Annotated in this window: 18 protein-coding genes and 2 pseudogenes; 4 read left to right on the forward strand and 16 right to left on the reverse strand. The window is 70.9% G+C overall.

The genetic code is table 11. From position 1 onward, the window contains the following. Window positions 1–156: 156 nt before the first annotated feature. From CUT39_RS10320 to CUT39_RS10345, 6 genes and pseudogenes are all read right to left on the reverse strand, one after another. Window positions 157–1,104: a DivIVA domain-containing protein gene (locus CUT39_RS10320; protein ID WP_100446224.1), complete on the reverse strand. Its 948-nt coding sequence runs from the start codon at window positions 1,102–1,104 to the stop codon at window positions 157–159. Window positions 1,105–1,182: 78 nt separating this feature from the next. Continuing rightward, a complete protein-coding gene (locus tag CUT39_RS10325; RefSeq protein WP_100446226.1) occupies window positions 1,183–1,476 on the reverse strand; it encodes a YggT family protein in 294 nt (97 codons plus the stop codon). Between the two features lie 19 nt (window positions 1,477–1,495). Further along, on the reverse strand, window positions 1,496–2,062 hold the full coding sequence (locus tag CUT39_RS10330) for a cell division protein SepF (RefSeq protein WP_100446228.1): 567 nt from the start codon (window positions 2,060–2,062) through the stop codon (window positions 1,496–1,498). A 136-nt stretch (window positions 2,063–2,198) separates the two neighbouring features. Beyond that, window positions 2,199–2,909 carry a YggS family pyridoxal phosphate-dependent enzyme gene (locus CUT39_RS10335; RefSeq protein ID WP_100446230.1) on the reverse strand — a complete coding sequence of 237 codons (711 nt, stop codon included), beginning with the start codon at window positions 2,907–2,909 and terminating at the stop codon, window positions 2,199–2,201. Between the two features lie 156 nt (window positions 2,910–3,065). After that, window positions 3,066–4,005 (reverse strand): annotated as a pseudogene (gene ftsZ, locus CUT39_RS10340) (cell division protein FtsZ); the annotation flags it as partial. A 76-nt stretch (window positions 4,006–4,081) separates the two neighbouring features. After that, window positions 4,082–4,816, reverse strand: a complete 735-nt coding sequence (locus tag CUT39_RS10345) for a cell division protein FtsQ/DivIB (RefSeq protein WP_198587041.1) — start codon at window positions 4,814–4,816, stop codon at window positions 4,082–4,084. 97 nt (window positions 4,817–4,913) lie between these two features. Here CUT39_RS10345 and CUT39_RS10350 point away from each other — a divergent pair, with 97 nt between their 5' ends. Then, window positions 4,914–5,834 (forward strand): siderophore-interacting protein, encoded by a 921-nt coding sequence (locus tag CUT39_RS10350; RefSeq protein WP_232805698.1) that lies wholly within the window; start codon window positions 4,914–4,916, stop codon window positions 5,832–5,834. Window positions 5,835–5,842: 8 nt separating this feature from the next. Here CUT39_RS10350 and murC read toward each other — a convergent pair whose 3' ends face one another. From murC to CUT39_RS10390, 8 genes are read right to left on the reverse strand one after another with little or no spacing between them, the layout of a single operon-like run. Continuing rightward, entirely contained in the window at window positions 5,843–7,252 is a 1,410-nt protein-coding gene (gene murC / locus CUT39_RS10355; RefSeq protein ID WP_232805699.1) for a UDP-N-acetylmuramate--L-alanine ligase, read from the reverse strand. Next, the gene (locus CUT39_RS10360) at window positions 7,249–8,361 is read right to left on the reverse strand and encodes a UDP-N-acetylglucosamine--N-acetylmuramyl-(pentapeptide) pyrophosphoryl-undecaprenol N-acetylglucosamine transferase (RefSeq protein WP_100446236.1); all 1,113 of its coding nucleotides are present in this window, start codon (window positions 8,359–8,361) and stop codon (window positions 7,249–7,251) included. Before CUT39_RS10360 ends, murC begins: the two co-directional genes overlap by 4 nt. A 1-nt stretch (window position 8,362) precedes the next feature. Further along, entirely contained in the window at window positions 8,363–9,610 is a 1,248-nt protein-coding gene (gene ftsW / locus CUT39_RS10365; protein ID WP_100446238.1) for a putative lipid II flippase FtsW, read from the reverse strand. Then, window positions 9,607–10,983 carry a UDP-N-acetylmuramoyl-L-alanine--D-glutamate ligase gene (gene murD / locus CUT39_RS10370; RefSeq protein ID WP_100446240.1) on the reverse strand — a complete coding sequence of 459 codons (1,377 nt, stop codon included), beginning with the start codon at window positions 10,981–10,983 and terminating at the stop codon, window positions 9,607–9,609. Before murD ends, ftsW begins: the two co-directional genes overlap by 4 nt. Before the next feature lie 3 nt (window positions 10,984–10,986). Continuing rightward, entirely contained in the window at window positions 10,987–12,117 is a 1,131-nt protein-coding gene (gene mraY / locus CUT39_RS10375; RefSeq protein WP_100446242.1) for a phospho-N-acetylmuramoyl-pentapeptide-transferase, read from the reverse strand. Then, complete coding sequence (locus tag CUT39_RS10380; RefSeq protein ID WP_100446244.1) at window positions 12,114–13,520, reverse strand: UDP-N-acetylmuramoyl-tripeptide--D-alanyl-D-alanine ligase; 1,407 nt, start codon at window positions 13,518–13,520, stop codon at window positions 12,114–12,116. Before CUT39_RS10380 ends, mraY begins: the two co-directional genes overlap by 4 nt. 23 nt (window positions 13,521–13,543) lie before the next feature. Then, window positions 13,544–15,085: a UDP-N-acetylmuramoyl-L-alanyl-D-glutamate--2,6-diaminopimelate ligase gene (locus tag CUT39_RS10385; protein ID WP_100446246.1), complete on the reverse strand. Its 1,542-nt coding sequence runs from the start codon at window positions 15,083–15,085 to the stop codon at window positions 13,544–13,546. A 37-nt stretch (window positions 15,086–15,122) separates the two neighbouring features. After that, entirely contained in the window at window positions 15,123–15,623 is a 501-nt protein-coding gene (locus CUT39_RS10390) for a MarR family winged helix-turn-helix transcriptional regulator (RefSeq protein WP_100446248.1), read from the reverse strand. A gap of 229 nt (window positions 15,624–15,852) precedes the next feature. Here CUT39_RS10390 and CUT39_RS10395 point away from each other — a divergent pair, with 229 nt between their 5' ends. Together CUT39_RS10395 and CUT39_RS10400 are read left to right on the forward strand one after the other, a co-directional pair. Beyond that, window positions 15,853–16,869 carry a coiled-coil domain-containing protein gene (locus CUT39_RS10395; protein WP_100446250.1) on the forward strand — a complete coding sequence of 339 codons (1,017 nt, stop codon included), beginning with the start codon at window positions 15,853–15,855 and terminating at the stop codon, window positions 16,867–16,869. A 47-nt stretch (window positions 16,870–16,916) separates the two neighbouring features. After that, on the forward strand, window positions 16,917–18,137 hold the full coding sequence (locus CUT39_RS10400) for a L,D-transpeptidase (RefSeq protein ID WP_100446252.1): 1,221 nt from the start codon (window positions 16,917–16,919) through the stop codon (window positions 18,135–18,137). Between the two features lies 1 nt (window position 18,138). On the opposite strand, the gene CUT39_RS10405 is transcribed toward CUT39_RS10400, so the two are convergent. Together CUT39_RS10405 and CUT39_RS10410 are read right to left on the reverse strand one after the other, a co-directional pair. Continuing rightward, a complete protein-coding gene (locus CUT39_RS10405) occupies window positions 18,139–18,483 on the reverse strand; it encodes a DUF3817 domain-containing protein (protein WP_100446254.1) in 345 nt (114 codons plus the stop codon). After that, on the reverse strand, window positions 18,480–18,803 hold the full coding sequence (locus CUT39_RS10410; protein ID WP_157930594.1) for a hypothetical protein: 324 nt from the start codon (window positions 18,801–18,803) through the stop codon (window positions 18,480–18,482). The genes CUT39_RS10405 and CUT39_RS10410 overlap by 4 nt, the downstream gene beginning before the upstream one ends. A 71-nt stretch (window positions 18,804–18,874) precedes the next feature. Between CUT39_RS10410 and CUT39_RS20260 the strand changes: the two are divergent. After that, window positions 18,875–19,699: pseudogene (locus CUT39_RS20260) on the forward strand (acyltransferase domain-containing protein); the annotation flags it as partial. Between the last annotated feature and the right edge of the window lie 34 nt (window positions 19,700–19,733).

The following is a 19,733-nucleotide window of genomic DNA, read 5'->3' on the forward strand; positions in this document are numbered from 1 at the left end:
AGGGCCGTGCCCTCGCGTGCAGTCCCATGCGGCCCGAGGGGCCGCGTCATCCGAACGCATGGCGGGCGGCGCGGGGAACCCCGCGCGCCTCACCCACGTCCAACGAGGCGACTCCCCTTCAGGTTACGGCCTCCGGACGGCGAAAACGCCCGCAGGCTAGCTCCGCCCCCCGGGGAGACCGGCGAACGTGCCCGGGCGCGCCCCCGCGCCCTTGCCGCCGGTCCGCTCGTTCTCGACCGCCTGCGCGGCGGGCTCCTCGGTCTCGTCCTCGCCGCGCTGGCCGTTGAGGTCGCGCAACTGGCTCTCCAGATACAGCTTCAGGCGGGTGCGGTACTCGCGCTCGAAGGTCTTGAGCTCCTCGATGTGCTTGAGCAGCGAAGCGCGCTTCTCCTCCAGGGCCCCCATGACCTTCTGGCGCTCCTGCTCGGCCTCGATCTCGAGCCGCTCGGCCTTGTCGCGGGCCTGACCGACCAGGTCCTCGGCCTGGGATCGGGCCTCGCCGACCATGCTCTCGGCCTCGCGCTGCGCCTCGGTGACCATCGTCTTCGACTCGTGCTGAGCCTCCGACATCATCGACTTGGCCTCGCGCTGCGCCTCGGTGACCAGCGTGTCGGCTTCGCGACGGGAGTCGTCGAGGTGCTCGTCGGCGGTGCGCTGCGCGACCATGAGCAGCCGCAGCGCCTCCTGCTCGCCGCCCTGGCCGGGGCCCTCGCCGCCTCCCTGCGGCGGCGCGCCGGCGTGCGCCTGGAGCTGCTGCACCTGCTGCTGGAGCTGCTGGGTCTGCTGCTGAGCGGCCACCATCTGCTGGTGGGTCTCGTGCAGCTCCGACTCGAGCTCCTGCATCTGCTGCTCGGCGACGTGCTTCTCCCGCTGCACCCGGTCGAGTGCGGCGGCCATCTCGGCGTGGTCGGCGGCCCCGGGGGGAGCACCGGCGCGGAGGCTTTCCAGTTGGGCCCGAAGCTCGCCGTTCTCGTCGCTGAGGCGCGCGAGCTCCCGCTCCACCTCATCGAGGAAACCGTCGACCTCGTCCTCGTCGTATCCGCGCTTTCCGAGCATGGGTTTCTTGAACGTGACGTTGTGAACGTCTGCTGGGGTCAGCGGCATTCGAAACTCCTTCTCGCTACTGCCTGGCGACCGAGGCCACTCGACACCGTAATCGGGTCTCGCACCACCCCCGCACCACTAGCGGATCGCGCTCCCGACGACGAAGTCCATCAGGATCCACACGATCAGCAGCAGCGCCAGGAACGCCAGATCAATGGATACAGTACCAAGCTTGAGGGGAGGGATCACCTTCCTCAACCCCTTCAGGGGCGGGTCGGTCACGCTGAAGACCGTCTCGAGCAAGGCCGCGGCGCGGGGGCCGGGGTGCCATCGCCGCGAGAACTGGACGACCACGCTGCCGACCAGACGGGCGAGCAGGAAGAGGTAGAAGCCGAAGAGCGCCAGATAGACGAGCTGAAGTGCCAAGTTCACGGTCGCCAGTATTCCTCAGTCACGACTGGTTGAAGAAACCGCCCTCCGCGATCTTGGCCTTGTCCTCAGCGGTCACCTGAACATGGGGAGGAGAGAGCAAGAACACCCGATTGGTGACTCGCTCGAAAGATCCTCGTGTCCCGAAGATCAGCCCGGCTGCGAAGTCGACCAGCCGCTTGGCGTCGGCCTCCTCCATCTCCGAGAGGTTCATGATGACCGGGGTGCCGTCGCGGTAGCGCTCGCCGATGGTGCGCGCCTCGTTGTAGGTCGTCGGGTGCAGCGTGGTGATCCGGTAGTTCGCGGCCGAGCGCTCCTCCTGCTCGGGCACGGCCCGCACCGGGGCGGACTCCGCGAGCGCGAGGTTGTCCCGGGTCAGGGGCGTGACCGACCCGGCGCCGCGGTTGAGCTGACGGACGGTCCCGCGGTCCTCGCGGCCGATGCGGCCGGTGGTCCGCTGGGTGTGGCGGCTACTGCGGGCCGGTGCTTCGTCCGCGAACTCGTCGCCGTCGTCGTAGCCGCGGTAGCCGCGGTCCTCCTCGTCTTCGATGAGGCCGAGCCAAACGCCTGCCTTCCGCATCGCGCCCATCGATCGTGCTCCCTCCTCGGGCCGCCCTGTTGAGTCAGGTACGCGGTCTCATCCTAGCGCCGACTCCTTACACGCATGTGTTTTCAGTGGGATATTAGACCGCCCCCGGCGGCTGAATCTCGGATATTTCAATACCTTACGCCATGGGCCCGCGAGTGCCGAGTACGTTTCTGCCCAGTCTGACCATTGTGGCCCCAGCGGCTACGGCTGCCCGGAAGTCGCCGCTCATGCCGGCGCTGATCTCGGTGGCGGCCGGTTCGACGCGTTGCACGTTCTGGGAGCATTCGGCAAGCAGCTCAAAGGCTTTGGCCGAGTCCCAGCCGAGCGGGGCGACGGCCATGACCCCGCGCAGGCGCAGCGACTCGGCCGCCGCGATCCGCTCGGCGAGCGCGGTCGTCTCGGCGGCCGGGGTGCCGCCTCGGGAGGTGTCGCCGTCGAGGCTCACTTGTATGAGGGAGTCGAGAACGCGCGATTCGGCGGCGGCGGCCTTGTCGAGGGCGTCGACCAGGCGGACGCGGTCGACCGAGTGGACCCAGTCAGCGTAGCGCGCCACCGAGCGGGCCTTGTTGCGCTGCAACTGCCCGACGAAGTGCCAGGTGGGCCGGAGCCCCTGCGCGGCGAGTTCGGCGGCCTTCGGCGCGGCCTCCTGGTCGCGGTTCTCCCCCAGGTCGCTCTGGCCCGCCTCGAGGAGGATGGCGGCGTCGGAGGCGGGGAAGGTCTTGGTGACCACGATGAGCCGCACCGAATCCGGTTCGCGTCCGGCTTCGGCGCACGCGGCGGCCACGTCCTCGCGCGTCCGGTCCAGGCCGGCCCGCAGCCGGTCGCGTCGGTCGGCGTCAGGAGCCATTCTTGAGGAAGTCCGGCACGTCCACGTCGTCGAACAGGACCTTGCGCGGCTCCGGGGTCGAGGGCTCCCGGGTCGGCGGGGACTCGTCGCGCGGTTCGGAATCGTGCTCGTGGATCGCGATGGGCTTGCGGCCGAGCTCGAAATCGGACTCGTCGGTCTCGAAGCCGGCGGCTATCACCGTCACGCGGGCCTCCTCGCCGAGTGCGTCGTCGATGACCGCGCCGAAGATGATGTTGGCGTCGGTGTGGGCGCAGTCGGAGACGAGTTCGGCGGCGTCGTTGATCTCGAACAGTCCGAGGTCGGAGCCGCCGGCGATCGACAGGAGCACCCCGCGGGCGCCTTCCATGCTCTGCTCGAGCAGAGGGGACTCGATCGCGGCGCGTGCGGCTTCGACGGCGCGGCTCTCCCCTCTGGCCGAACCTATGCCCATCAGTGCGGAACCGGCGCCGCTCATGACGCTCTTGACGTCGGCGAAGTCGAGGTTGATCAGGCCCGGCGTGGTGATGAGGTCGGTGATGCCCTGGACACCGGAGAGCAGCACCTGATCAGCGAGACGGAAGGCGTCCATCATGGAGATGGAGCGGTCGCCGAGGTGGAGCAGCCGGTCGTTGGGGATGACGATCAGCGTGTCGCACTCGTTGCGCAGATCCTCTATTCCCGTCACGGCCTGGGTCTGGCGGCGTTTGCCCTCGAAGGCGAACGGGCGGGTGACCACCCCTATGGTGAGCGCACCGAGCTTGCGGGCGATGTTGGCGATGACCGGAGCCCCGCCGGTGCCGGTGCCGCCGCCCTCTCCACAGGTGACGAATACCATGTCGGCGCCCTTGAGGACCTCTTCGATCTCGTCGCGGTGGTCCTCGCAGGCCTTCGCGCCGACTTCGGGGTTGGCCCCGGCGCCGAGGCCGCGGGTGAGCTCGCGGCCGACGTCGAGTTTGACGTCGGCGTCGCTCATCAGCAGTGCCTGCGCGTCGGTGTTGATCGCGATGAACTCGACGCCTTTGAGTCCGGCCTCGATCATCCGGTTGACAGCATTGACTCCGCCGCCTCCGACTCCAACGACTTTGATGACGGCGAGGTAGTTGTGCGGTGGTGTCATCGCGTCTGCCTTCCTTCCCTGACCGGCCCCATGGTGCGACAAACGGGATGTGCGTGCACCCCGCTCCTCCCTAACGCTAACTCACAGTGGGTGCATCCGGTGCGCTGACATCGACATGTTCGTACCCGCTCGCCAACAATCGATCGGCGACGCGAGCTTTCTTGTCGTTCTGCGATCCGTCGCCCCACACGAGCGTCCGTCCACCTTCGAGTTGGAGGGTGACGGCGGCGGGGGACGGGGTCGACACCCGTTCGACCTCATCGGCGAGGCCGGACGGAAGTGCCTGCAGGACTGCGAGGGTCTCGAGCGTGGCGAGGTCGTCCGGTCCGGGCTCGGCGAGTTCGACCTTCCAAATTGACTCGGATATCTCACCGACTCGGTCGAACACGACCCCTTCGGAATCGACCATGAGAAAAGTCTCGTCCCCCGACGGCACCGCCAGATACGGATCGCGTTCGGTCACTTCGATGAGCACCGAACGAGGCCAGGAGCGGGCGACGCGGACCGATTTCACCGCCGGCAACGAGGCGACTTCGTCGGCGATGGCTTCGAGATCGGCGCGGAGGATCGACCGATCGAGGTATTCGTCGGCCGCCTCGGCGACCTCGCCGGGGTCGAGGACGCCGGTTCCGGAGACGCGGACCTCCTTGAGGGCGAACAGCGGCGTGGTCCACACCAGGACGAAGGCCAGGACGAGCGTGGCGGCGACGGCCAAGAGCAACCATCGCAGGCGCCGGCCCGGCAGGCGGCGGCGCATGACGTGGACGAGTCTCCACGGTCCCGCTTCGGTCGCTTCGCGTCCACCCGGCATCGCTCGATGATGCCATGAGCGGGCCGGGAGGGGGTGGCGACATGCCCGGGGCCTCATATAAGGTTAGGCAAACCTTATTCACCTGGAGGAGGAGCGAGTGACTACGCAGACCGCCGAGGCCGTGCCCGAGACCGTCCGCCCCTGGCAGCCGTTCCGGTGCCGGGTGCAGGCGCTCCGGCGGCTGAGCCCGTCGTTCCTGCGGGTCACCTTCGGCGCCGAGGGGCTGCGTCACTTCGCCGACAACGGCTTCGACCAGCGCATCAAACTCATCTTCCCGGCCCCGGCCTGCGGATTCGACAAGCTGCCGGTGAGTGACCGCTGGTACTCCGAGCTGCGGGCACTGCCCGACGACGAGCGGTGCCGGGTGCGAACCTACACGGTCCGGGCGGTCCGACGCGACCTCGGCGAGGTCGATGTGGACATGGTGATCCACGAGCCCGAATCCGGCTGCGACGCCCCGGCGCTGCGGTGGGCGCTCGGCGCGTCCGTCGGCGACGAACTGGTGCTGCTGGGCCCGGACGCGCGCTTCGGAGGCGTCCACGGCGGCATCGATTTTCATGCGCCGGCCGGCGCCGAACTCCTGATCGGCGGCGACGAAACGGCGGCTCCGGCGATCGCCGCCATCCTGGAGCGACTGCCGACAACGGCCCGCGGCCGGGTCTTCATCGAGGTCCCGACCGCCGCGGACGCACTCGAGCTCGACCGGCCGCCCCAGGTCGAGGTGCACTGGCTCGCCCGCGGCGGCGCGTGGGGCGAGCGGCTCGTCCCGGCCGTGACCGCGGCAGCCGAAGGGCTCGACCTGACCCCGCAGCCGCAAGAGGTCGACGAGATCGACGTCGACCGGCAGCTCCTGTGGGAGGCACCGGAGCAGGCCGGCGCCTGCGGCGCCTACGCGTGGGTGGCGGCCGAGGCCGGCGCGGTCAAATCGATCCGCCGCACGCTCCGCAGAGAGCTGGGCCTGCCCAAGGAGTGCGGGGCCTTCATGGGCTACTGGCGCGCCGGCCGCGCGGCCGACTAGCCCGCCGCTCAGGCGAGGAGGTCGTCGGGCATCAGGGAGATCGGCGGGGCGCCCATCGTGACCACCACGTCACCGGGCTCGGCCATCGCGCGCACCGCCCCCGGCACGTCGCCCCACTCGGCGACGAAGACCTTGTCGGCCTCGGGCAGGTCGATCGCGTCCCGCAGCGCCTCGCCGCCCTCCCCCTCGGGGATCCGCTCGCCCGGACCGAAGATCTCCATCACCACGGCCTTGTCGGCCAGGGACAGCGCCTCGGCGATCTCGGCGCGCATCTCGACGGTGCGGTAGACCCGGTAGGGCAGGAACACCACGATGAGCCGCCCCGGCGAGGCGACCTCCTTGAGCGTCTTGACCGCCTCGGTCATCGCGGTCGGGTGGTAGGCGTACTCGTCGTACACCCGGTACCCGCCGGTCTCGCCGCGGTTCTCGAACCGGCGCTTGACGCCGCCGAACGAGGCGATGCCCTTGGCGATCACGTCGGCGTCGAGGCCGATGTGGAGCCCGACGGCGATCGCCGCCGCCGAGTTCAGCGCGATGTGCGCGCCCGGCATCGGAAGGTGGAAGCGCCCCAGCCGCTCGCCGTGGAGCAGCACCGTGTAGTCAACGCCGTCCCTGTGGGACTCGACCTCCCCGATCCTGATGTCGGCGTCCTCGGCGAAGCCGTAGGTCGCCACGGCCCGGCCCTCGGCACGGAACCGCTCGGCCAGCCCCGCGGTCCCCGGGCTGTCGGCGCACAGGACCAGCAGGCCGTTCTCACTGGTGTGGCGGCAGAACCGCTCGAACGCCGCCGTCAGCGCCTCCATGTCGCCGTACGTGTTCAGGTGGTCGAGATCGACGTTGGTGACCACGCCGATCTCCGGCCGGTAGCGCAGGAAGGACCGGTCGGACTCGTCGGCCTCGGCCACGAAGTGCTCACCGGACCCGTGCGCGCCGGCGTGGGCGCCGATGATCTCGCCGCCGTTGACATAGGACGGGTCCTTGCCGGCGTACCGCAGCATCTGGACGATGATCGCCGTGGTCGTGGTCTTGCCATGGGTCCCGGTCACCACGATCGACTCGAGCCCGGTCATCGCCGCGGCCAGCGCCTCCGAACGGTGGTACACGCGGATGCCGCGCCGCCGCGCCTCGGCCACTTCCAGGTGGTCGTCGTTGTGGGCGGTGGAGCGGACCACGGTGTCGACGCCGTCGAGGTTCGAGGCGGCGTGCTCGCGGTGGAGGTCGACGCCGAGCCGTTCGAGCTCGGGCAGGCTCGGCCAGTCCTTCAGCTCCGAGCCCGACACCGGCAGTCCGCGCGTGGCGTACAGGCGGGTGAGGCCGTTCATGCCGACGCCGCCGACGCCGATGAACAGGGTGCGACCGAGGTCCTCGGCGGTGACGCCCTCGTCGATCGGCGAGGTCAGGTCGTTGGATCCGGTCACGCGTGCGCCACCGCCTTCAGCGTGAACTGGCGCAGGGCCTCGTCGCCGTCGGAGCGGCCGAAGTCGGCCGAGGCCCGGGCCATCTCCCCCAACCTGCCGCGGTCGCTCATCAACGGGATCAGATTCGCCTCGATCCAGGCCGGGTCGAGCTTCTCGTCGTCGCAGAAGATCGCGCCGCCGGCGGCCACGACCGGGCCGGCGGTCCGGTACTGCTCCCGGTTGCCCCACGGCATCGGCACGAACACCGTCGGCAGGCCGAGAGCGGTCACCTCGGCGACGGTCATGGAACCGCCGCGGCCCATCACCATGTCGGCGGCGGCGTAGCCGAGCTCCATCTCGTTGAGGTACGGCAGGGTCCGGTAGGCCACCGGCAGGCCGTCGGGGACGTGGACCGGCTCCTCGCGGCGGGCCCCGATGATGTGCAGGACCTGGATGCCCCGGCCGGTCAGGGCCCGGGCGGCGCCGGAGACGGCCTGGTTGATGGAGTCGGCGCCCTGGGACCCGCCGTAGACGAACAGGGTGGGCCGGGCCGGGTCGAGTCCGAAGCGGGCGCAGGCCTCGGCGCGGCGGGCGCCGCGGTCGAGCTGGGAGATCGCCGGGCGCAGCGGCACGCCGGTGATGGTGCCGTCGGCCAGCAGCGGGGAGGTCCGCGGCAGGTGCGGGAAGCCGAGCGCCAGATTGTCGCTGAACTTCAGGGCGAGCTTGTTGGCCACGCCCGGCGGGTCGTTGAACTCGAAGACGACCATCGGGGTCTTGCGGCGCCACGCCGACAGGTAGGCGGGCACGGCGACGTAGCCGCCGAACCCGACCACGGCGTCGGCCTCGACCTCGTCGAGGATCGCGCGGGTGGCCTTCATGGCCTTGAGCATCCGCGGGGCGGTGAGCAGCAGGTCGAGGTTGACCTTGCGCGGGAGCTGGTGCGCCGGGACGTTGCGCAGGTCGTATCCGGCCTTCGGGATGAGGTCGTTCTCCAGGCCCTTCTCGGTGCCGAGGCAGGTGATGCGGATCTGGGGGTCGTGGCGGCGGAGGCAGTCGGCGTAGGCCAGGAGCGGGTAGATGTGGCCGCCGGTGCCGCCACCGGCTAGCACGACCGAACGGAGCTGTGGCACTTCAAGGCTTTCTGGTCGTAGGGACGGAATCGGGGTTCTCGGTTGGTGCGGGCGGCAGCGGGGCCCACAGGAAGCGTACGAGGCGGGACGGGTTGCGCGCCCGCAGCGCACGGGCGGCCTCGGGTTCGGCGCGTGCGAACCCGGCGAGCATGCCGACCGCGGCGAGGACGACGACCAGGGCCGTGCCCCCGTCGGAGATGAACGGCAGCGGGACCCCGGTGATGGGGATGAGTCCGAGGACGCCGCCGATGTTGATGAACGCCTGGCCGGCCAGCCAGATCGTGACGCCGGAGGCGACGAGCATGCGGAACGGGTCCTCCGAGCGCCGCGCGATGCGGAACCCGGTGTAGACCAGGACTCCGAACAGCGCGAGGATCACCAGGCACCCGACCACGCCGAGTTCCTCGGCGATGAGCGCGAAGATGAAGTCGTTGTGGCCGTTGGGCAGCCACTCCCACTTCTGGCGGCTCTCGCCGAGGCCGACGCCGAACCAGCGGCCGTCGGCGATCGCGTAGTAGCCCTGGATGGCCTGGTAGCCCCAGGTGTCGGCGTACTCCTCGGGCCGGTTGAACGACAGGATGCGCTCCATGCGGTAGCCCTCGAAGAGGATCAGCAGCGCCGAGCCGACCAGGGCGATCGAGAACAGGGTCCCGAGGATGCGCATCGGGACTCCCGCCGACCACAGCAGCCCGATGAACATGGTGACGATGATGATCATCGTGCCCAGATCGGAGTAGCCGATGACGACCATCACCAGGCCCGCGAGGGGGAACAGCGGGACGGCCAGGTCGCGCCAGGAGGCGATGCGGGGTCCGAGCCGCACCAGGGAGTCGGCCACCCACAGCAGCAGCGCGAACTTGGCGATCTCGGCGGGCTGGAACTGGACCGGGCCGACGTGGATCCACAGGTCGTCGGTGCCGACCACCGCGGTCCCGAAGTCCGGCGCCAGCAGGACCACGCCGAGCAGGAACGACAGCACCACCAGGGGCCTGGCGATGCCGCGGTAGGTGCGCACCGGCAGCCGCTGGGCGACCCAGAAGGCGACCAGCCCGATCACGGCCCACGTGGCCTGCCGGAGGATGACGGCGAACGCCGAGCCCTGCTGGGCGTACGACTCGACCATCGTCGCCGAGAACACCATGACCAGGCCGACGGTCAGCAGCAGGGCGCTGGCGGACAGCAGCAGGTAGTAGGAGGCCAGCGGCCGGTCGAGGAGGCCGCGCAGCGTATCGAGGAACCCGCTTCTCACTCGTCCCCGCCCCGGTCGTCCATACCGAGAGTGTGCCTGATCGCGGCGGCGTAGGCGTCCCCGCGGTGGGCGTAGGAGTCGAACATGTCGAAGGAGGCCGCGGCCGGGGACAGCAGGACGGTGTCCCCGGGGCGGGCGTATGCGGCGGCGGCCGCGACGAGGTCGGTCATGACCGAATCGTCCTCGCCCTCGAGGACGGTGACCGGGAGGCCGGGGGCGTGTCGCGCCAGAGCGTCGGCGACCTCGGCCCGGTCCTGTCCGATGAGGATGGCGGCGCGCATGCGGCCCGAGAACCGCGCGGCCAGGTCGTCGATGTCGACGCCTTTGAGCTGGCCGCCGGCGATCCAGACGATCGGTTCGTAGGCGGCGAGCGCGGCGGCGGCGGCGTGCGGATTGGTGGCCTTGGAGTCGTCGACCCAGCGGACGCCGCCGGACTCGGCGACGGTGACGTTGCGGTGCGCCTCGGGGGTGTACTCGCGCAGTGCCCGGCCGATGGCCTCGTGGCCGACCCCGGCCAGCCGGGCGAGCGCGGCGGCCGCCAGGGCGTTGGCGACGTTGTGGGCCCCGGCGGGCCGGACCCGGTCCACCGGGCAGATCGGCACCGGGGCGGACCCGGTGCGGTCGACCAGGGAACCGAGCGCCACACCGAACTGACCGGGCTCGGGCTCGCCGAGCGTGAAGCCGGTGACCGGGGCGGGGGTGTGCTCGGCCAAGGCGGCCACGGCCGGGTCGTCGAGGTTGGCCACGGCCGCTCCCCCGCGCCAGATCGCGGTCTTGGCCTCGGCGTAGGCGTCGAAGGCGCCGTGCCAGGCGAGGTGGTCGGGGGCGAGGTTGAGCATGGCCCCCGCTTCGGGTGCGAGCAGTCGCGACCAGTGGAGCTGCTGGCTGGACAGCTCGACCGCGAGCGCGTCGTAGGGTCCGTTGGCGGCGAAGACGAGGGGTTCGCCGATGTTGCCGAGCGCGGCGGTGCGCAGGCCGGCGGCCCCGAGCATGGCCGCGAGCATGGTGGTGGTCGTGGTCTTGCCGTTGGTGCCGGTGACGGCGAGCCAGCGGGGGGCGCCGTGGCCGCGCAGCCGCCAGGCGAGTTCGGGTTCGGAGTAGGTTTCCAGGCCGCGCCGGGCCGCGGCGGCGGCGACCGGGTGGTGGGGCGGGAAGCCGGGCGAGACGACCACCTGCTCGATGGCGTCGAGCAGGCCGGGGTCGAAGTCGGGGGCCGAGACGGTGCGCGCGCCGCGTTCGGCGAGTCCGCGGAGCCGCTCGGAGTCGGCGCGGTCGTAGACGGTGACGGCCCGCCCGCGGTCGAGGAGCGCTTCGGCGGAGGCGGCGCCGGCGACGCCGGCGCCGGCCACCAGGATCCGGTCGGCGATCTCCATGCGCTATCCCGCGATCCGCAGGAAGTCGGCGAAGAAGAAGCCCAGGCCGATGCCGACGCCGATGCCGGCGATGATCCAGAAGCGGACCACGATGGTGACCTCGGACCAGCCGGCCAATTCGAAGTGGTGCTGGAGCGGCGACATGCGGAACACTCGGCGGCCGGTCATCTTGAACGAGGCTATCTGGATGATCACGCTGAAGGTGATGATGACGAACAGTCCGCCGATGATCGGCAGCAGCAGGACGGTCTTGGAGGCCAGGGCGAGGCCGCCGATGAGGCCGCCGAGGCTGAGCGAGCCGGAGTCGCCCATGAAGATCTTGGCCGGGTAGGTGTTCCACCACAGGAAGCCGAACATGGCGCCGGCGGCGGCACCGGCGATGAGGGCGATCTCCAGGGGGTCGCGGACGTCGTAGCAGTAGTTCGCGGAGAGGTTCTCGCCGGCGCCGCCGCACCAGTGGCGGTACTGCCAGAATCCGACGATGAGGTAGGCCAGGAACGCCATCATGGAGGCGCCGGTGGCCAGGCCGTCGAGGCCGTCGGTGAGGTTGACGCCGTTGGCGGTGGCGTTGACGATGAAGATGAAGAGGATGACCGCGCCGATCTTCGTCAGCGGGAGTTCGTCGATCTGCTGGGTGAACGACAGGTAGGGCGTCGCCACGGTGTCCGAGATCTCGTCGGAGTCGATCGACCCGGTGTAGTAGAGGGCGACCACGCCGAACGCGATCGCGGCGCCGGTCAGGCCGAGCATCTTCATCCTGCCGGAGATGCCGCCGGAGTGCTTGCGGCGCAGTTTGAGCCAGTCGTCGATGAAGCCGACGAATCCGCAGGTCACGAAGAGCCCGATGAGCACCAGCCCGGTGGCGGTGAAGTTGGTGGGCCGGGAGAAGGCCTCGGTCTCGGATTCGGGGAGCGCCATCAGCACCAGGTGCCCGACGACGTAGGCGATGACGGTGGTGGCGATGAAGACGACACCGCCCATGGTGGGGGTGCCGGCTTTGGCGAGGTGGGTCTGGGGTCCGTCGGAGCGGATCGGCTGCCCGGCCTTGAGTCTGCGGAACAGGCTCGCCGCGACGGGCGTCAGCGCGAGGGTGAGCGCGAACGCCACGAACGCGGCGATGATTACAGCTCTCACTGTCGGTGGTCCTCCTTGGCGCGCAGGTAGTCGGCGACGTCCCAGGTGCGGTAGCGGGAGCCCTTCACCAGGACGGTGTCGCCGGGGCGCAGCCGGGTCCGCAGCAGGTCGACGGCCGCGGACTGGTCGGGTACATGGGTGGCGGCGGCGCCGTCGGCGCCGCCGATTCGGTGCTCGCGGCCGTCTCCGGCGAAGCCGTCGACGACCGGTTCGGTTCCTCCGCCGACGGCGATGAGCTCGTCGACCCCTGCCGCCGCGGCCTGCTCGCCGGCGCGGCGGTGGCAGTCCTCGCTCTGGTCTTCGAGGTCGGCCATGAGGCCGATGACCGCGATGCGGCGGCCGGCGGTGGGGACCTGGCCGAGGGCGCGGATCGCCGCGCCGGTCGAGGCGGGGTTGGCGTTGTAGGAGTCGTCGATGATCGTCGTGCCGTCGGCGAGGGTGTAGACGTCCATGCGGCGCTCGGACTGGCGTCCGGCCTCGGAGAGGACGGCGGCGATGCGTTCGGTGCCCATGCCGAGCCGCCAGGCGGCGGCTCCGGCGGCGAGCGCGTTGGGCACGTGGTGGCCGCCCCACAGCCGCAGCGCGACCGGGGCCTCGCCGTCGGGGGTGCGGAGGGTGAAGCGGTGGCGGCCGTCGTGGGGGTCGAGGTCGGCGGCGGTGACGTCGGCGGGTCGCTCGACGCCGAAGGTGACGACGGTCGCGCGGGTCCGCTCGGCCATGCGGGCGACGCGCGGGTCGTCGGCGTTGAGGATCGCGGTCCCCTCGGGTCCGAGGAACCGCGGGAGTTCGCTCTTGGCCTCGGCGGTCGTCTCGATGGAGCCGAAGCCGTCGAGGTGGGAGATGCCGACGTTGAGGACCACTCCGATGTGGGGCGGGGCGATCTCGCACAGTTCGGTGATGTGTCCGAGGCCGCGGGCGGCCAGTTCCAGCACCAGGTAGCCGGTCTCGGGCCGGAGGCGGCAGACGGTGTAGGGATGGCCGAGCTCGTTGTTGAAGTTGGCCTCGGTGGCGACGGTGGGACCGAGGGCGGCGCACAGACGGCCGATGAGGTCCTTGGTGGAGGTCTTGCCGTTGGAGCCGGTGACGCCGACGACGGCCGCCTCGCTGCGCCGGGCGACGGTGCGGGCCAGCGCGCCGATCGCCCGCAGGCCGTCGTCGACGTAGACGGCGGGGACCGGGACTTCGCGGCTCGCGATGACGGCGGCCGCGCCCTGGTCGACCGCCTGGGCGGCGAAGTCGTGGCCGTCTACGTTCGCGCCGTCGAGAGCCAGGAACAGGCCGCCCGGTCCGACCTTGCGGGAGTCGAATTCGATCCCGCCGGTGACGATCGCCTCGGGGTCGGCCGTCTCGTTGAGCTTGCCTTCGAGGGCGGCGGCGATGTCGGCCAGGCTCATGGGGATCACGCGGCGGTCTCCTCCTGCTCGGTTCATCGCTGGGCGCGCTGGTCGGCTCCGCGGCCCGCGAGCCCCTCTCTGAGCGGGTCGACCCAGCCGGCCTCGCTCAGTGCCCGGGCGAGCAGTTCGCGGTCGTCGCTCTCGACCGGGCCGTGGGCGGTCTCGATGGTCGTCTCGTGGCCCTTGCCGAGCAGCGCGATGCTGTCGCCGGGAGCGGCCAGCGCGGCGGCTTCGCGGACGGCCGTCTCCCGCCCCGGAATATTACGGCAGGGCACGGTTTCGACGGCGGCGGCCACCTCCGCGCGGATGCGCGAGGGATCCTCGGTGCGCGGATTGTCGTCGGTGACGATGACGAGGTCGGCGCCCCCTGCCGCGGCCGCGCCCATGAGGGGGCGCTTGCCGCGGTCGCGCTCGCCGCCGGCGCCGAGGATCGCGATGACCCGGCCGGGGGTGGCCTCGCGGAGGGCGTCGAGGACGGCGGTGATGGCTTCGGGTTTGTGGGCGTAGTCGACCACGCCGCGCACGGGTCCGGTGCCGGAGACCAGTTCCATGCGGCCGGGCACGCCGGCGCAGGAGGCGATGCCGGCCAGTGCGGTGGCCTGGTCGACGCCGACCGCGTCGAGCAGGGCGACGGCCAGGACGGCGTTGGCGACGTTGTGGCGACCGGGCATGTGGACCATGCCGTCGGCGGTGCCGCCGGGGCCGGTGAGGGCGAACGTCTGGGTGAAGCCGTCGGAGGCGATGCCGGAGGCGTGGTAGTCGGCGGCCCGGTCGCGCAGGGAGTAGGTGCGGGCGCCCCGGTGGATGAGGGTGGCGACGCGGGCGTCGTCGGCGTTGAGGACCTCGGCGGCGGCGCGGCCGTCGAAGAGTTTGGCCTTGGCGTTGAAGTAGTCGTCGAGGTCGGCGTGGAAGTCGAGGTGGTCGGTCCCGAACATGGTGTAGCCGGCGGCGGCGAAGCGGCAGCCTTCGACCCGGCCGAGGGTGAGGGCGTGGCTGGAGACCTCCATGACCACGTCGGTGACGCCGCGTTCGAGGGCGACCGCGAGCAGGGCCTGGAGTTCGGGGGCTTCTGGGGTGGTGCGCTCGGTCTTGAGCCGCCGGGCGGCGATGCGGGTCTCGACGGTGCCGATGATGCCGGTGGTGCGGCCGGCGCGGGCGAGACCGGCCTCGACCAGGTAGGCGGTGGAGGTCTTGCCGTTGGTGCCGGTGATGCCGATGAGGTTGAGGTGCTCGGCGGGGCGGCCCCAGACGCGGGCGGCGATCCGGCCGGTGAGGGAGCGCGGGTCGTCGGCGACCAGGACCGGGAGCCGAACGGCGTCGTCCGCCAGCATCGCGGCGCCGGCGGCGTCGGTGAGGACGGCGACCGCGCCGCGGTCGGCGGCCTGCGCGGCGAACTCGGCGCCGTGGCGCCTGGAGCCGGGCAGCGCGGCGTAGAGGTCGCCGGGCTCGACCTGGGCCGATGCCAGGCTCACGCCGGTTACGGACAGCTCGGAGTCCTTCGCCGAGGGAACGAGGTCGGCGAAGTCGGCGACCCGGTGGGGCCGCACCTGCTGGGGCCGCGGAAACGATGGCACGGCCTGACCCTACACCGGCCCACCCCAGCGGAAATGATCACTCGGGCGACCGGGCGCGGTCGGCGGCGTCGTGGTCGTCGAGGTTGGCCGACCAGGTCTCGAGCAGCTTGGTGAGTTCGAGCGCCTGGTCGCAGTTGATGGAGTCGAGGAACAGCTCGCGGACCAGCGACAGGATGCAGGGGGCGGCCTGTTCGAGGCGCTCGCGTCCGGCGCCGGTGAGCTTGACCCAGGTGCCGCGGCTGTCGGCCTCGCATTTGAAGCGCTCGACCAGGTCCATCTCGCCGAGTTTGCCGACCTGGTAGGTGACCGCGCTCTTGGCGGTGACGATGCGTCCGGCCAGTTCGCCCATGCGCATGGCCTGGTCCTCGGCGTCGGCGAGGCGGACCAGGATCTCGTACTGCGTGTGGGTGATCCCGTGGAAGTCCTGGAGGCGGCGGTCGATGCGCTGCTCGAGCCGGTGCGTGACGGTCAGGAACCGGTTCCAGACGGAGTTCACCTCAGGCGAGAGCCAGCGGCCCTCGAAGCTGCCTTCGCACATTCCCGACCCCCTTCCCGGCCGTTGGTGCTTCAATTTCGAACAAGCTTACCAGTCGGCGCCAGTACCGTCCCCGTTCAGTAACCGGGACCATACTCGACACATCGAAGCCCGTAGTAGGTCGACTACCTGCGGTCGCATGATGGACCCCGAATATTCCGACCATCGTTCGCGTTCTACGCTGTACGGCGACACGTCCGCTCGGCCGAAAGACCCGAAGGACCCTCCCGCCTTGATCGACGCCTCGAACCACGCCGACCCGCTCCCCGCCCGACGGCCGCTCGTCCTCTCCATCGCGCTCCTGGCCGCGGTGATGCTCCTGGTCGCGCCCGGATCCCGGTCGACCGCCCAGGACGACGAGGGGGCCTCGGCCGGGCTGAGCCAGGCGATCGAGGACTACCTCGACGCCCAGGACGAGCTGGAGGCGCTCCAGCAGGAGCAGGAAGAGCTCGAGCAGGAGCTCGCCGACTCCGAGGACGAGGTGGAGGAGCTCCACGAGGAGCTGGAGGACTACGCCTACCTCGCCTACGCCAACTCCGACTTCCAGTCGACCTCCGCGCTCCTGGCTTCGGGCGACCCCTCGGGCGCCCTCGACGCGATGACCATGATCGAGTTCCTCGGCGAATCGCGCGCCGACCGGCTCAACTCGCTCATCGACCGGCTCGCCGAGATCGAGGCGACCCAGGAGACGCTCGACGACAACATCGCCGAGCAGGAGGAACTGGCCGCCGATATGGAGGCCGCCCGCGACGAGGCCGCCCGCGAGCTGGCCGCCTCCGGCGGCGACGCCGCGACCGGCCCCTCGGCCAGCGACGCCCCCGACCCCGAGCCGGCCCCGCGCAACTCCGACGGCACCCTGCCCTACGAGAGCTGCACCGAGAACGACCCGACCACCGGGGGCTGCCTCACCCCGAGGACCCTCCACGCCCTCGAGCAGGCCCAGATCGTCGGCTTCACCCGCTACGTCTCCTGCTACCGGTCCGGATCCTGGGGCGAGCACCCCAAGGGCCGCGCCTGCGACTTCTCGGCCCAGTCGGGCACCTTCGGCGGCGACGCCTACGGCGACGACAAGGCCTACGGCGACAACCTCGCCGCCTGGCTGGTCCAGAACGCCGACGCCCTCGGCGTGCAGTACGTGATCTGGTACCGGCAGATCTGGATGCCGTCCTCGGGTTGGAAGTCCTACAGCCGCGCCGGCGGCGACCCCTCCAGCGACCACACCAACCACGTGCACCTCAGCATCCGTTAGTGATCCTGCCTCATGTGAGAGTGGCTCACTCTGTGTACTGTGGGACCATGACGATCGGACGATCCTCCCTCACCAGGCGCGGCGCCCTCGCCACCGCCGCGGGAGCCGCGGCCGGGGGCCTCGCTGCGGCCTGCTCGAAGGATTCCGGCACCATCGACTCCGGCGACGGGGGCGGCGAGAGCGAAGCGCCGCAGAGCGCCGCGAAAGTGACCGTCACGCCCGAGGACGGGGCGACCGACGCCACCGCCGCCACCGAGATCGCCTGGACGGTCGAAGCGGGCACGTTCGTCGAGTTCACGCTCACCGACGCCGCCGGCAACCAGGTCGAAGGCGACATGCACCCCGACGGGACCACCTGGGTCCCGGCCAGCCCGCTCGAATGGGAGGCCTCCTACACCGCCGCGGTCACCGCCGAGGACGACGCGGGCGTCCCGGTCACGGTCGAGTCGAACTTCACCACCATCGCCTCCCCCGGCAACCGGGTCACCATCGAGAACTACCTGCCGGGCTTCGACTCCACGGTCGGCCAGGCCGCGGTCCTGGCCTTCCGCTTCGAAGCCGGCTTCGAGGTCCCCGAGGACTCCCGCGCCGACGTCGAGCGCCGCCTGTTCGTCGGCTCCGAACCGGAGCAGGAGGGCTCCTGGTACTGGATCACCGGCCGGGCCCTCGAATACCGGCCCAAGGAGTACTGGCAGCCCGGCACCACCGTCACCGTGCGGCTGGGCCTGGGCGGGCTGCCGCTCGGCGGCGACCGCTTCGGCGAGTACGACCAGGAGACGACCTTCCACATCGACACCGAGCAGCGGATGCTGGAGGCCGACGACGACACCAAGCAGCTCCGCGCCTACCGGGACGGCACGATCGTCGAGACCGTGCCCATCTCCCTCGGCGCCCGCGAGATCGACGGCAACGACGCCCGCTCCTACTCCGGGCACATGATCATCATGAGCCGCGAGGAGGAGTCGACGTTCGTCTCCGACCTGTACGACTACGAGACCGACGTCAAATGGGCGATGCGGCTGACCTTCAGCGGCCAGTACATCCACGGCGCCCCGTGGGCCCAGGACGCGCTCGGCAACGAGAACATCTCCCACGGCTGCATCAACGTCACCGAGGAGATGGGCGAATGGCTCTACAACTTCGTCCGCTGGGGCGACCCGGTGATCGTCGCCAACACCGGCGCCTCCCTGCCGCCGGGCGACGGGTTCACCAGTTGGGACCTCGACTGGGAGCAGGTCCAGTCCGGGTCGTACCTGACCGCGAACTGATTCAGGCCGCCTCGGAGCCGCGGACCTTCGGATCGGCCGCCTGCGGGTGCTCGGCGAGGATCCTGCGGTGCGCCCAGCGCTCCACGAAGAACGACCCGACCGGGACCGTGCCGCCCAGCAGCAGCCCCACCGTCTCCGGCCAGAACCGCCAGCCCGCCTGCTGCGCCAGGTGGAAACCGAGCACCAGGTAGACCATGTAGCACAGGCCGTGGATCGGGCTGATCACGGTCACGAGCGCGTCCTCGCCACCGACGTACTTCACCGGCATCGCGACCAGGACGAGCGCGATCAGGAACGTGCCGACGATCCAGGCGACGATGCGGAAGCGCTTGAGCGCGGCGTTCATGTGGTGCTCCCCGAGGTCGAATCGTTGCGGCGGGCCCTGACGATGCCCTCCTCGTAAGGCGAGGTCACCGGCGGCGGCTCGGGCCGTTTGCGGCGGCCCGGCCCGGTTGCGTCCTTCCGCAGCTCCAGCCGCATCTGCCGGATCCACAGCGCCAGCGTGAACAGGGCGAACAGCGGCCACTCCAAGGCGTAGCCCCAACTGATCGCGCTCCCGCCCTGGGCGCGGCCCAACTGCCACCAGCCGAGCAGGCCGAACCCGACCGTCAGCACCACCGCGAAGCAGTGGAGGACGATCCACGGAGGCGTCAACAACCGTCGCACGGGGCCAGACTATGGTGACCGACCCGACGTTGACCTGCCGGGGCGGCGCATGGTGACATAGCCCCGTGATCATGCCCCCGCTCGAACCGGACCGCGTACGGGAACTGCTGCTGGACTGGTGCCGGGCCGACCGCGAAGACGCCGAGGACGCCGCCGCCGCCATCGAGGGCGCCCCGGCCGACCTGCTCGAACAGCGCTACCGGACGATCGCCGAGGACATGGGCGGCAGGAAATGGCTGCAGTGGCCGCAGCCGCCGCCGGCGCACCCGCTGCTGGGCCTGTACCCGGTGCTCGCGGCGGTGCCGCTGATGCTGGAGTACCACCGCGAGCGCGGCGTCGGCGAGGACCTGTCCCGTCTGGTGATGGAGGACGTGGGCGAGAAGCTGCGCCTCAACCGCCGCATGTACGGCCGGGCCGGCCTGGACACCGACGGCTGGTTCACCGCCCACGTGCGCGGGACGATCTACCAGCTCGGGCGGCTCCAGTTCTGCATCGAAGGGGCCGAGACCAGGCCCGTCATCGGGTTGCACATCCGCGGCGAGGGCGGTCCGCTGTCGTTCGAGGCGGTGCGCGACTCGGTCGAACGCGCGCTCGGGTTCTTCCCGGCGGCCTTCCCCGAGCTGTTCGGCGACCGCGACGCGATCACCTTCACCTGCACGTCCTGGCTGCTGGACCCGCAGCTCCGCGACTGGCTGCCCGAGCGGTCGAACATCCTCAAGTTCGCGTCCCTGTTCGACCTGGTCGGGCCCGAGTCGCACCCCGGCACGAACGGCCACGACGACGTCCGGCGGTTCGTGTTCGCCCGGACCCCGCGGACGCCGGACTCCGAGCTGCCCGCCGACAACACGCTCCAGCGCTCGATCCTCGCGGGGATCAAGGCCGGCGTCGAATGGCGGGTCCCACTCGGCGGCCTGGCCCTCGCGCGCCTCG

Origin of the sequence: Glycomyces xiaoerkulensis, assembly GCF_002798405.1 — a bacterium.
In the GTDB taxonomy this organism is placed as follows: domain Bacteria; phylum Actinomycetota; class Actinomycetes; order Mycobacteriales; family Micromonosporaceae; genus Glycomyces; species Glycomyces xiaoerkulensis.

What these genes read in the sequence shown, in the direction of transcription:
- CUT39_RS10320 (WP_100446224.1), bottom strand. Translation starts at nt 1,104, where the DNA reads ATGCCGCTGACCCCAGCAGACGTTCACAACGTCACGTTCAAGAAACCC.
- CUT39_RS10330 (WP_100446228.1), bottom strand. Translation starts at nt 2,062, where the DNA reads ATGGGCGCGATGCGGAAGGCAGGCGTTTGGCTCGGCCTCATCGAAGAC.
- CUT39_RS10335 (WP_100446230.1), bottom strand. Translation starts at nt 2,909, where the DNA reads ATGGCTCCTGACGCCGACCGACGCGACCGGCTGCGGGCCGGCCTGGAC.
- CUT39_RS10345 (WP_198587041.1), bottom strand. Translation starts at nt 4,816, where the DNA reads ATGCCGGGTGGACGCGAAGCGACCGAAGCGGGACCGTGGAGACTCGTC.
- murD (WP_100446240.1), bottom strand. Translation starts at nt 10,983, where the DNA reads ATGGAGATCGCCGACCGGATCCTGGTGGCCGGCGCCGGCGTCGCCGGC.
- CUT39_RS10390 (WP_100446248.1), bottom strand. Translation starts at nt 15,623, where the DNA reads ATGTGCGAAGGCAGCTTCGAGGGCCGCTGGCTCTCGCCTGAGGTGAAC.
- CUT39_RS10400 (WP_100446252.1), top strand. Translation starts at nt 16,917, where the DNA reads ATGACGATCGGACGATCCTCCCTCACCAGGCGCGGCGCCCTCGCCACC.
- CUT39_RS10405 (WP_100446254.1), bottom strand. Translation starts at nt 18,483, where the DNA reads ATGAACGCCGCGCTCAAGCGCTTCCGCATCGTCGCCTGGATCGTCGGC.